9 protein-coding genes and 1 pseudogene are annotated in these 12,698 nt (G+C 47.7%); 6 read left to right on the forward strand and 4 right to left on the reverse strand.

The window, feature by feature from the left end:
• Positions 1–12 precede the first annotated feature (12 nt).
• Entirely contained in the window at positions 13–1,059 is a 1,047-nt protein-coding gene (locus tag JCM14374_RS03010) for an ATP-binding protein (protein ID WP_054693298.1), read from the forward strand.
• A gap of 73 nt (positions 1,060–1,132) precedes the next feature.
• On the opposite strand, the gene JCM14374_RS03015 is transcribed toward JCM14374_RS03010, so the two are convergent.
• The 4 genes and pseudogenes from JCM14374_RS03015 to JCM14374_RS03030 all read right to left on the reverse strand — a co-directional run bounded on the left by JCM14374_RS03015 (position 1,133) and on the right by JCM14374_RS03030 (position 4,178).
• Positions 1,133–1,456, reverse strand: coding sequence for a hypothetical protein (locus tag JCM14374_RS03015; protein ID WP_157048928.1), 324 nt, complete (start codon positions 1,454–1,456; stop codon positions 1,133–1,135).
• A complete protein-coding gene (locus tag JCM14374_RS03020) occupies positions 1,405–2,193 on the reverse strand; it encodes a hypothetical protein (protein ID WP_054693303.1) in 789 nt (262 codons plus the stop codon). The genes JCM14374_RS03015 and JCM14374_RS03020 overlap by 52 nt, the downstream gene beginning before the upstream one ends.
• Positions 2,194–2,388: 195 nt before the next feature.
• On the reverse strand, positions 2,389–3,201 hold the full coding sequence (locus tag JCM14374_RS03025) for a CoA-transferase subunit beta (protein WP_054693306.1): 813 nt from the start codon (positions 3,199–3,201) through the stop codon (positions 2,389–2,391).
• Positions 3,202–4,178: pseudogene (locus JCM14374_RS03030) on the reverse strand (CoA transferase subunit A). It lies immediately after the preceding gene.
• Positions 4,179–4,541: 363 nt separating this feature from the next.
• Between JCM14374_RS03030 and JCM14374_RS03035 the strand changes: the two are divergent.
• The 5 genes from JCM14374_RS03035 to JCM14374_RS03055 all read left to right on the forward strand — a co-directional run.
• Positions 4,542–5,390 (forward strand): M15 family metallopeptidase, encoded by an 849-nt coding sequence (locus JCM14374_RS03035; RefSeq protein ID WP_054693309.1) that lies wholly within the window; start codon positions 4,542–4,544, stop codon positions 5,388–5,390.
• A gap of 166 nt (positions 5,391–5,556) precedes the next feature.
• On the forward strand, positions 5,557–6,732 hold the full coding sequence (gene ercA, locus JCM14374_RS03040; RefSeq protein ID WP_242848800.1) for an alcohol dehydrogenase-like regulatory protein ErcA: 1,176 nt from the start codon (positions 5,557–5,559) through the stop codon (positions 6,730–6,732).
• The gene (locus tag JCM14374_RS03045) at positions 6,719–8,335 is read left to right on the forward strand and encodes a sensor domain-containing diguanylate cyclase/phosphohydrolase (RefSeq protein WP_054693312.1); all 1,617 of its coding nucleotides are present in this window, start codon (positions 6,719–6,721) and stop codon (positions 8,333–8,335) included. Before ercA ends, JCM14374_RS03045 begins: the two co-directional genes overlap by 14 nt.
• Before the next feature lie 791 nt (positions 8,336–9,126).
• Positions 9,127–12,339 (forward strand): formate dehydrogenase-N subunit alpha, encoded by a 3,213-nt coding sequence (gene fdnG / locus JCM14374_RS03050; protein ID WP_054693315.1) that lies wholly within the window; start codon positions 9,127–9,129, stop codon positions 12,337–12,339.
• Between the two features lie 2 nt (positions 12,340–12,341).
• On the forward strand, positions 12,342–12,698 hold a 357-nt coding region (locus tag JCM14374_RS03055), incomplete at its 3' end, for a 4Fe-4S dicluster domain-containing protein (protein ID WP_157048929.1).

Below are 12,698 nucleotides of genomic sequence, written 5' to 3' on the forward strand. Positions count from 1 at the left end.
CTGGAAGAAACCTTGCGTTTATCTGAGGAGCGTTTTTCCAAAGCCTTTAATGCCAGTCCCTTACTGATGTGCATCACCTCATTGGAGGACGGGCGTTTTATAGATGCAAACCGGAGCTTTTGCCTTAGTACCGGCTACAGCCGGGAAGAGCTTCTGGGACATACATCTTTGGAGATGGGACTGTGGAAGAATACGGCAGACAGGTTATTCATGAAACAGGTTATAGAAGAACACGGGACAATTGCCAATGTTGAATCTATTTTCGTAACCAAATCCCAACAATTGCTGTTGGGACTATACTCCGCGGAAAGGATTGAAATTGGGAAAGAAACCTGTTTGCTTTTTATAGTTATGGACATAACCGAACGTAAAAAAATAGAAATGGAAATGACCCGACTGGACCGTATGAACATGGTTGGGCAGGTGGCAGCCAGTATCGGCCATGAAATCAGAAATCCTATGACAACGGTGCGAGGTTTTTTGCAGGTATTGAAAAACAAACAGGACCATGAAGAAGATATAGAGATATATAATTTGATGATTGAAGAGATGGATAGAGCTAATTTAATAATCAAGGAATTCCTATCGCTGGCTAAAGACAAGTTAATCCAGCTGGAAATAAATAACCTGAATACTATAGTATCTAATATATTCCCCTTATTACAGGCCGATGCGATGTCCCAGGATAAGAACATTGAAGTAAGGTTAGAAAAGGTTCCCGATTTAATGCTGGATGAGAAAGAGATTCGCCAGCTTATGCAGAATCTGGTGCGTAACGGACTGGAGTCAATGGCGGCAGGCCGAACCTTAACAATAAGGACTTTCGTGCAAGACCGCGATGTGGTGCTTTCGATCCAGGATCAGGGCCATGGCATAAGCGATGAGGTATTAAGGAAGCTGGGTACCCCGTTTTTTACTACCAAAGAAGATGGAACCGGATTGGGGATGGCCGTATGTTACGGAATCGCGCAGAGACACGGAGCCAATATTGAGGTAGATACCGGTCCTTCAGGCACTAGATTCGATATAATATTCCCTTTAACCACAATATCAGGATAATATATAACCTAAAAATGGCTTCTGCACACAGCAGAAGCCATTTTTAGGTTATTGATAAAAACGATTACTAAGATTAAAACCCTATTGATTGTCCCACTGCATGCTGCGGCATGGGCCCTTCGATGGTTCTTCTTTCGAGGCAATTCTGCAGCAGTCCTAAAGCATCAGCTTTAGTAAGCGGATCACTGCCGTGAAAACTGCCGGTAAAATAATCAGGAATAAGCTGGGCCGCCGCTGCGCACGTAACGGCGCCATCGCCCCAGGAAGGGATGTTGTCACGATATCCCGCCCGGGTACCGAGGCGGCCGTAGCCTCGGCCGGCTACCACCACGGCTTCACTGCGGGTTATGTATTTGCCAAGGCCCAGGTTCCATCCTTGTATCCGCGAATAAGCCACGAATCAACCAAGGGACGAATGATTTCCTTGTCAAAGGGACTTACCGCTCCTAAATCCGAGAATCTTTCTTCCATAGACTTTGGTATTGATGCCGGAATATTTTCTGTATACCAGGGGGGTGCGATCCGCGCATACAATTTAAAGAATTCCAGACGGGTAATTTTCCCTTTAGGATCAGCCATAAATTCCGCTGCCTGCTCTATAAACGGAGCGATGCGGACACTGCTGTAGTTCTCCTGATCGAAAATAAATTCTAAAAGCATGGCATCAGCAGATTCATCCACATTACCAACTTTCAGAATCATGGAATGGGGCGTGGCACAATCAAATACCATGCCCGGTTTGTCTTTGGTATCACGAATCTGGTTCTGGCAGCCGTTAAAAGTTTCAGGCCAGCGTACATAGCTGCGGTAGTTGATCGCATTAGGTGCGCGCATATAACAAATCCCCGGCGGTAAAGATATTTTAATCCTGTCTCCGGGTTTCACCGGCACCTTGATGCCTTCTCGTCCAGTTACCCGCAGGGTACCCAGGACCTGGTTCTCTCCCGCTTTAACAACAGGGGATGCGGTTACTGAATAAACGGTATTTCCCTGACCTTGCGGCCTTCCCGGATGATCCGGGTCACTGATGGTTATGGTAATATCAGTATCCGCCCTGGCCGGAGTACAGAGAAACCAACACAACCCTGCAGCCACAAACAACAAGAGCAATGTGTTTCGAAGCAGATTGTACAACATATCCCTCCCCGAATTTTTTCTCTATTTTAGCATAAAACGCCAGGCTGCGATATTATTCGTGAGGGCAGTGAACACCAGACAGAAATATTTAGTGAAAGTTAAATAAAGGTTATTGCAATTAGCCGTACCCATAGCGGCAAAGTAAAGTTAAATATAACAAAACCATGGAGAATATATCCTTATATCACAATTCTAGGGCAGGAAAATACCTTCAGGATCAACCTGGGTATAAAGCAGCTCGAGTTCTTCGTATGTAGGGGGCATGGTTTCGCCGCTCACCCGGGAGATATTCAGATTAAAACTGCAGTTGTCCCGTACTTGTTCAGGAGTAAATCCCGGGTGGACTGTATCCAGGTACATAACGCCTTCATCATCAAAACGGAATACACCCATGTTGCTTATTACAGCTTCTACCCCGCCGCGAAAAAATTTACCGTACACTTCGCGTTTGTGAACCATTTCGCCTCCGGGCCATTTCTTGATGCGCCAGCCTGGAGAGGTTATATAATCAACGTTTTCTTTAAAACGCCGCTTCTCCTGTACCATGATGAAAACCGTTCTTCTGGCCAGGGCGTTTATATCCGGATTTCCGCCGCTGCCGGTAAACCTTTTTTCCGGCATAAGATAGCTGCCTACCACGGTAGTATTGACGTTGCCGTATTGATCGATTTCCGCTCCCCCCAGAAAGGCCAGATCAATGTATCCGGAATGAAGCTGACCGTACATGGTTTCAGTAAGTCCTGATATTACCGCCGCCTGACGCGCACAGCGGGCGTCTCCCACGGACGTGCCCAGATGCAGGGGCCTGCCGTCAATAGTACCGGCCTCATATATACATACCGCATTAGGGGCGTTTTTCTTTTGCGCCAGCATAATAGCCAGCATGGGCAGGCCAGTGCCGGCTAAAACAATGTCTCCGTCGCGGACTTCTCGGGAAGCCGCTACAGCAAGTATATCCAGGGGTTTGAATTCACCGACTTTAGCGAAATCACTTTGGTTTTTCATTTACCGCACCCCCCTTTTTATTCTGCTGGAATAGCCGAGCACACTGTTGGCCTTCAGTTTTTCCAACCGGGTTATACCCAATTTGGCCAGGTATTCCTCATGATCTGCCACTCCGTAAATCCATTCATCAGCCCATTTATCAAATCCTGCCTGACTTTTGCTGGCGGAATAGAAATCACGGATAAAGTCCCCGTCAACATCGTAGTAGCCTTGAGAACCTGTAGGGTGCGCTCCCCAGGGCATTTCAACCATATAATCAATCATATAACCGGCGGCGATATTTTTGACCGGGTCTTCGCGCAGGTAACTGGCGGGTACAATTTCTTCGGCCAGCACAATAACTTTATCCGCCGCGCGAATAATCTCGCCATCCGTATAGGTTTGGGCATTAATGCGAATGGTGCCGTCATCGCCGGCCTTGGAAGCATATACTATGGCCCAATCGGGATTGGCGGCCGGGACCAGGATAATATCACCCATGTCGTAAAACGGGTCATTATGCATGACAAATTTATTTCTTGGAATCTTGGGGTTTTTGCCATCCCGCAGGCCCGCTTTTTGCAGCATATCAAAATCGGGGTTGAGTATGTCAGTGCCCATGGCCGCGGCGGTGGGCATGAAGGGCAGACCGTAGCGCCCGCCAGAATACGCGCTACCAGATGTGCGTGACTGTAGTCTTCGATGATAATGCTTTTAGTGAGATGAGCCTTAGCGATCATTTCTCCCAGCTTGCCATAAAGCTCGTGTCCGGACCAGCAGGATTCCCAAATAGAGAGACAGCCCGCCCCTGCCAATATTTCGGTTTGCGTGCCCCCGTTTACCTCAAAAAGATGAAGGTTTTCTTTTTGTTGACGCACCAGTTCATACACAAAAGCCATAGGCCTGCGCCAGATAGTAAAACCGCTGAAAGTAATCATGTCCCCATTTTGAATGAGATTTGCCGCTTGTTTAAGCGTAATCATCCGGGGTTGTCCCATGCAGTTATCCTCCCCTTAAACGTTTAGAGCCATTAATTTCTGTCTGTCGATCCCTGACAAGCCTCAAAAAGCCGATCTTAACCGCTAAACCAGGAAACGCTCTGCCTTTTATAATACATTAAGACAAGTTTTGTCAAGAAATTTATTCAGGATGATCAGGACGGAACCTGGTTCTGACAATTCATTACAAATGCAGGTTGATCTAGAACCAGCACTTACTTCCGTTAATTACCTTTGACGCTATTTTATTGTTATAGATAGAATTGTTCATATATATAGGTCCAAAAACCTATGAATGGGAATAGGAGGGATTTTTAGCACCGTTAAAGCAGAGTCGTTTTCATACTTTATGGGAGTAATAATATGCATAAGAGATTTGCGCTGAATTTGGCTATTGTCGTACTGGTGTTGTTATTCGGGGCCTGGACTGTAAACTCTGCGTTATCGCCTGGACAGGCCCGCAATATGGTACAAACCGAACCCAGACAGACAACAAAAACTGACAGTGTTGCGAAAAACATTATAACAACGGAAAAAAATGTCGAACCAGCACCTGTTTCACGTGAAACATCAGAACAGGTTGAGGTTCAGCAAACAAATGTTGCCAACCAGCCGACTTTCAAAATTGCTGCGGTTCCTGACAATAACGAGAAGGCGCGGGCAATTGCAAAAGAAGATACAATCGACATTACCACAGTTTCTAGAGGTATTGTACCGGATAACAACTATCCTTTATTAAGTAAACCCCAGGGTGTTCTTGGGCAGTTTTATTACCGGGATACATACGGCGGCAGAATAGAGATCGATCCCCGCTGGGTAGCTGAAAACATCGTAACCATAACCCTGCCTGGATTAAACCGGCAGGTTCAGGTACATAAAGCAGCCCAGGAGTATTTTATCAGGGCTTTTGAATACATAACCAACGGTACGGCCGTGATCAACGGAAAAGAAATCCCTCTCTTAAATCTTATTAATACCATTGATGGAACCTTTGTAACCCGTCATGTAAATTGGAATCCGTGCAAGGGCTTGAGCAATCATTCCTGGGGAATTGCCATCGATATCAACGCCAGTGACCACTTTAGACATATTGACCCCTCATCGGAACCGTATGACCCTAACCTGATACTATGGGAAAAGGCGTTTAAACCGGCCGGGTTCAGTTGGGGCAATTCATATGCGGATTCGATGCATTATGAGCTGAAGCTGTAAAAACAGTCGGTACATTAATTTCGTCTCTTGATATTGTGCATATTTTATCATGGCAGGAATATTTACAGATGTGTCGAAATATTTAGAAAAATAAACCATGGGCGCATATTATTCGATTAAAGGCCATTAATAACAGCAATATATCTGCAAGTATGAGGTGATTATAGTGGAACCCTTGTTGTTGCCTGATGAACTGCACCTGCGCAAATTTGTGTCTCCGGAGATAGTTTTCGGTGTCGGCGCCAGGTGGCTGTTGGGACGCTATGTTCAAAACCTGGGCGCGCGCCGGGTACTGGTGGTTACCGACCCTGGTATAGTTGAAGCGGGGTGGGCCAAACAAGCCCTGGAATCCCTGGGTGAGGCGGATGTACACTATATCGTATTTGACGGGGTAACTCCTAATCCTAAAACCGATGAAGTAATGAACGGGGCTGAAATATATAAACGTGAACACTGTGATGTTATTGCAGCCGTAGGCGGCGGCAGCGCCATAGACTGCGCCAAAGGCATAGGCATTGTAGGTACGAACAAGGAGCATATTTCTGAATTTGAAGGCGTTGATCAGGTTAATACCGCCATTCCTCCCCTGGTTTGTATACCTACAACGGCGGGAAGCTCGGCTGATGTTTCACAATTTGCCATAATAATGGATAGGGTTCGCAGGGTTAAGATGGCTATCGTCTCCAAGGCGGTTGTGCCGGATGTGGCTCTCATTGACCCTGTCACTTTGACAACTATGTCCTCCTATTTAACCGCTTGTACAGGTTTGGATGCTTTAACCCACGCTATCGAAGCCTTTGTTTCCAATGCCAGTTCACCCATAACCGATTTGCACGCCCTGGAAGCTATCAAATTAATCCCTGAGTTTTTGCCAGCTTCGATTGAAAATCCTGACGACATAGTAATTCGAGGAAAGATGATGTTGGCCAGTATGGAAGCGGGTCTAGCTTTTTCAAATGCCATATTAGGCGCAGTTCACGCTATGGCTCACAGCCTGGGAGGGCTTCTGGACCTGGCTCATGGAGAATGTAACGCTATACTCCTGGAACCGGTAATCGATTTTAATTATGGTGCGGTACCGGAAAGATACCGATTAATTGCCCAGGCAATGGGCATTAATACCGACAAAATGAAATCGGAACAAATAAAAACATCTTTGCTGGCTAAGATAAGAGACCTGCGACAGGCAGTGGGGGTTGTCAGGGGGTTAAAAGGTATTGGGGTGAAGCCCGATGATATTCCCGAATTGACCAGCAGGGCTCTGGAAGACGCCTGCATGTTCACCAATCCCGTTACCCCCACCGCAGATCAAGTGGAGGCAATTTACCATGCCGCCTTATGAAGAGGATCTGACCCGTCAGGAAAAGCTGCGTGAACAACTCATCGGGTTAGGAGAAAGGTCTCTGCGCAAGAACTATTATCCGCTGCTGCAGCAAAGCATTCAGGATTTGAAGCGCTTCAGAGCATTACTGGATGAGAGCTATGATTTGATTTTCTTGCTCCAACTGCCTGGCGGGACAATTGTTGATATTAACGAATCCGCCTGCAGGAAACTAGGGTATGATAGGGAAAAGATATTATTCAGTTCATACGATATCTATATGGCCAGGATTGCCAAAAACATTTTCTTGGATTATGCGCAAAAACCACCTGGTTATCGCCAAACCTCCCTGGCTGAATTCCGCAAATGCGACGGCGCCATTTTTCCGGTCGAAGTTAATTTCAGCCTGGTGTCGTTTGAAGACCACCGTTATGTGGTGGTGGTAGCCCGTGACATTACCGAACGGCTGCACGCCGAAGAAGAGCTGCGGCAGGCTCACCTCATGCTGGAACAAAGGGTCAAAGAAAGGACCGAAGCACTATTACAGCTTTCCGAGTCTCTTAAAGCGGAAATTGCTGAACGCAAAAAGGCTGAAGATCAATTAAGATTCCTCAGCCTGCATGATTTTGCTACCGGACTTTATAACCGCGCCTATTTCGCCGAAGAAATCAAGCGGCTGGAGGCGGGCAGGCATTATCCGGTGAGCCTTATAATGTGCGATTTGGACGGCCTTAAACTGATTAATGACGCCCTGGGTCATGAGGCGGGCGACCAGCTGATCGTTGAGGCCGCTAATGTATTGCGCAGCGCGGTTCGTGAAGGAGACGTAGTAGCCAGGGTGGGCGGGGATGAATTTGCCATCCTTATTGCTCATACGGCCCCGCGCGATGTTACTCAGGTTATAGAGAGAATTAAGGCTTTGATAAAACAGCATAATAAAGCCGATCAAGCATTGCCTTTAAGCATTTCTTTGGGCTATGCCACCAGTATCGGCAAAGATAAAAGGATTGACGAATTATATTGTGAAGCTGATAACAATATGTACAAGAATAAGCTGGCCAACCGGCGGTTTTCTGACCGTATTATCAAAACAGCCCTGAAAAACATTTATAAGTTAAAGGATTTTGCCCGGGAAGGCCATCTGGACAGGCTGCGGGATATCTGTCTGGCTCTGGCGGATCAGGCGCATTTAAGCGATGAAAGTATAAAACGGCTGATATTACTAGCAGAATATCATGATATCGGCAAACTCATTATTAGTGATCATATATTAATGAAACCGGGACCCCTTAACGCGGAAGAAAGAGCGCTTGTCAAAGCACATTGCGAAACCGGTCAGCGTATTGCCCTGGCTGTTCCTGAACTGGTTTTAGTGGCTGATTTGATATTAAAACATCACGAAGCCTGGGATGGAAGCGGTTACCCGTTAGGATTAAAGGAGTTTGAGATACCGCTGGAATGCCGCATCGTGGCCGTAGCGGATGCCTTTGAAGCTATGACCGGGGTTCGGCCTTATCGTAATCCCATTAGCGTTGAAGAAGCCTTGGCTGAACTTAAAAAATCGGCTGGAAGACAATTTGATCCTATCCTGGTAGAACATATGTTTAATATTATGCGGCATTAATCAAAATATGAAGGTTTACCTCACATTTTGATTTAATTTATTTTTATTTTTCACAAAAACTATATTTATGGCCTTAATTAAGGCGGTAACAGTGTCGCCTTCGGAGAAGCCTGCTTCATTAAGGGATTGTCGCGTCATCACGGACGTGATCTCGGTATCGCCCATTCACATTGACACCTGGGGCCATACCATCGGCCTGTATGCTTGCCCCGCAAACGGTTGCGAACCCCTGCCTCCATAATTATTCATCCTTTCTTTGAATATTTTTATGCTGCAGATGCATTTACCATTAGAAGGCTATTGTCATAAATTTAATATTAATTTATATTATGTATAAGATATATTAATATAAATTCAGCTAATTATGCCCATGTAATGTCGATATTTAGCTGAATTTATGGAGTTGAACCGGTTATCTGAATCGGTGAGATTGAATTTGCGGAGTGGAGGTGATGAAAGTGCCAGGAGCAGGCTGCAAACGAAGAGTCGGGTTCATGGTCTGAAGAATAACCGATGGACCGTCGGTTCGTTTTGTTTCTATGACAATTCAATACTGGAAACGGAGAGCTTGGTTCTGGATGGGCTTCATCACCTTGCCTGAACGTATAATCGGATTTATCCTCTGATTTTATTCATCCTGCGTATAACAAGCCTTTCTGAAATGTTCTTTCATCCCCATGTTTTTCGTTGACGGTATTGACGCATAGAAGACTGCTCTTAAGCCTTACCAGAAGACAAGCCTGGTAAAAATCGCTCATGTCAACAAACTAAGTTGAAACGGGGGATCAAAGATGAGTAGCAGAATTACCCGCCGGCAATTTATTACCCGCGGCGGGGCAACGGTTGCCTCCCTTGGTTTGGCAGCAAGCCTTGGATTTGACCTGGAAGCAACCGCTTCAGAAGTTAAAGGCCTGCGTATCGTAAATATAACTCCCACCCCGACAGTGTGTCCCTATTGCGGGTCAGGCTGCGGGCTGGTGGTATATGCACAAAAGGATGCTAATGGGAAATTCCAAAAACTGCTGAGTGTTCACGGCGACCCGGATAATCCCATCAACCAGGGCGGAGCATGCGCCAAAGGCGCGGCTATGTTCAACCTCAGGGAAATTTACAACGAAGAAACCGGAGAACAGGAGATCAACCCCAAGAGAATTCAAAAACCCCTGTACAGAGCCCCGGGCAGTGACAAGTGGGAAGAAAAAGATTGGGACTGGATGCTGGATAGGATAGCGGAAAGGGTCAAGGAAACCCGGGACAGCAGTTTTGTTCATAAAAAGAAGCTCGAAGACGGCAGTGAAATCATTGTAAATCATACCGAAAAGATAGCTTCAATTGGCGGCTCCGGCATGGACAATGAAGAGTGCTATCTGCTTTCCAAATTAATGCGTTCCCTGGGCGTGGTTTACCTGGAAACCCAGGCCCGGCTCTGTCATTCTCCATCGGTAGGAGGTTTGGCGCCTTCCTTCGGACGCGGGGTAATGACCAATCATGTAGTGGACATGAAGAATACCGATTGCGCACTCATTATGGGCAGCAACTGCGCCGAGAATCATCCCATTACTATGAAATGGCTGCTCAAAGCTCGGGAAACCAGGGGAGCCAAACTGATCAGTGTCGATCCCAGGTTTACGAGAACCGCAGCGCGGGCTGACATCTATGCGCCTATGCGTTCCGGGACCGATATTGCTTTCCTGGGCGGAATGATCAAATATATCCTGGATAATGAACTGTACCACAAGGATTATGTTGTCAACTACACCAATGCCGCTTTCCTGGTTAAGGATGAATATGATTTCCGCGACGGGCTCTTTTCCGGTTATGATCCAGCCACACGCAAATATGATGTAAGCAGCTGGGATTATAAATATGACGAGAAAAACCTGCCGCTGACCGATCCGACTCTGCAGGATCCGCATTGCGTATTCCAGTTAATGAAAAAACACTACCAGCGCTATGATATTGACACGGTGTGCAGTATTACCGGAACGCCCAAAAACAAGTATCTGGAAGTGCTGGATACCTTCTGCGCTACCGGCAAGCCTAACAAGACCGGAACCATTTTGTATGCCATGGGTATAACCCAGCACACGGTGGGCAGCCAGAACATCCGGGCTTTTGCTATCGTGCAATTGCTTCTGGGCAACATCGGCCGTCCCGGCGGAGGCATAAACGCCCTGCGCGGGGAAAACAACGTTCAGGGCGCTACGGATATGGGGCTTTTGTTCAATAATATTCCCGGATATGTGGAATCACCTACTGTTACACCAGAACACAAAGACCTGCTTGCTTTTATCCGTAAGGTAACACCGGGAGCAGACAAAGTGAACTTTACCAGCCTGGAGGAATTACGTCCCCTGGTTAAAGAAGGATTCCCCAACTCCGGCTGGAGAATCCACAGTTCCAAATGGGTGGTAAGTATGCTTAAGGCCTGGTACGGCAAAGCCGCTGTACCTGAGAACGATTTTGCTTTCCATTATCTGCCCAAACGCGACCCCAAGAAAAACTACTCGCACATTGGCATGTTTGAAGCCATGCACCGCGGAGAAATCGAAGGGCTGTTTGTCAACGGCACCAACCCGGTAGTCGGCGGTCCCAATGCCAACAAGGAGCAGGAAGCCCTCTGTAATTTGAAGTGGATGGTGGCCATCGACCTGTGGCTGACTGAAACCGCTGACTTCTGGACCTATCAGGGTTGGGAACGTCCGGTTGACAATCCTAACGTACCCAAAAAGACCCCGGCAGATATCAAGACCGAGGTATTTTTCCTGCCTGCCTGTGCTGTATATGAAAAAGAAGGCACTGCTGCCAGCACCGGCCGCTGGGTACAGTATCGCTGGAAAGGCGCCGACCCGGTGGGCGAATCGAAAGCTGACCTGTGGACTTATAACCAATTAGCCAAAAAGATTAAGGCTGTATACGCCGGCAGCAAGCTTCCCCAGGATGAACCGATTCTCAACATGACCTGGGATTATGACGGTGCAAGCGGGGACGAACCTGATGTACTCAAGGTTGCTAACGAATTGTGCGGCTATAATGTAGCTGACGGCACACCGGTGGAAGGTTTTGCCAAATTGGCTGATGACGGCAGTACAGCCTGCGGGTGCTGGGTATACTGCGGCGCTACCACCTTAAAGGACGGTAAATTTGTATATAAGACCCAGCTGCGCCAGCATGAAGACCCCAGCGGTCTGGGGCTGTTCCCCAACTGGTCCTGGGCCTGGCCCATGAACCGGCGTATCGTCTACAACCGCTGCTCTGTGCAGCCTGACGGCATCACCCCCTGGCCGGGTGACGCCGAACGCCAGCTGGTGCGCTGGGACCCCCTGGCGATACCCGATCCCAAGAAGCCAGAGGTAGTGGGAAGCTGGGTTGGTGTGGATGTGCCGGATATGATTAAGACTACTGGTCCGGATAAACCAGCCTTCATAAATCCGTTTATTATGCGAACCGATGGCAAAGGCGCTCTGTTTGCAATTAAAACCCTGATGAAGGACGGTCCCTTCCCCGAGCACTATGAGCCCTGGGAAAGCCCACTGGAACCGATTTTAAATAAACAGGCGTTAAACCCTGCCGCCAACATTTGGGAACCTGACAAGCAGGGCAAGACAGACAAGTATCCGATTATCGGCACCAGCTTCCGTTTAGTGGAGCACTGGCAGACCGGGGCTCTGACCCGCAACCTGCCCTGGCTGGCCGAGCTGATGCCCAATATGTTTGTGGAGCTCAGTGAACAACTGGCCAAGGAAAAGGGTATCAAAAACGGCGGTAAGGTTATCGTATCAACCAGCCGCGGCGATATAGAGGCTATTGCCTGTGTGACCAAACGTTTGAAACCCTTTAATTTAAACGGCAAAACCGTGCATGAAATCGGGATGCCCTGGCAATTCGGGTTCAAGGGATACGCTACCGGCGACCCCTGCAATCGTTTAACCCCGCATATCGGCGATGCCAACACGGTTTGCCCCGAATATAAAGCATGGCTGTGCGATATAAGGAGGGCTTAAACATGGCGAATATGGCTAATATGTATGATGTAAGCAAATGTACCGCCTGCCGCGGCTGCCAGGTAGCCTGCAAGGACTGGAACCAGCTTCCGGCGGTAATAGAACCATTTAAAGGCAATTACCAGACTCATGAAGACACCAATGGCGATACCTTCACCATAGTGAACTTCATTGAGAGCGAGGACCCGATAACCGGCGTGCATTGGAACTTTTTAAAGCGCCAGTGCATGCACTGCCTGGACCCGGCCTGTATGAAGGTCTGTCCCCAGGGCGCGTATTACAAGAGCGAATCTGGCGCTACCCTGCATGACCCGGATAAATGCATAGGCTGCCAGTACTGCACCTATGCCTGTCCTTTT

It is taken from the genome of Syntrophomonas palmitatica JCM 14374, from assembly GCF_001311885.1.
GTDB classification, from domain to species: Bacteria; Bacillota; Syntrophomonadia; order Syntrophomonadales; family Syntrophomonadaceae; genus Syntrophomonas_A; species Syntrophomonas_A palmitatica.

What these genes read in the sequence shown, in the direction of transcription:
- JCM14374_RS03025 (WP_054693306.1), bottom strand. Translation starts at nt 3,201, where the DNA reads ATGAAAAACCAAAGTGATTTCGCTAAAGTCGGTGAATTCAAACCCCTG.
- JCM14374_RS03035 (WP_054693309.1), top strand. Translation starts at nt 4,542, where the DNA reads ATGCATAAGAGATTTGCGCTGAATTTGGCTATTGTCGTACTGGTGTTG.
- JCM14374_RS03045 (WP_054693312.1), top strand. Translation starts at nt 6,719, where the DNA reads ATGCCGCCTTATGAAGAGGATCTGACCCGTCAGGAAAAGCTGCGTGAA.
- fdnG (WP_054693315.1), top strand. Translation starts at nt 9,127, where the DNA reads ATGAGTAGCAGAATTACCCGCCGGCAATTTATTACCCGCGGCGGGGCA.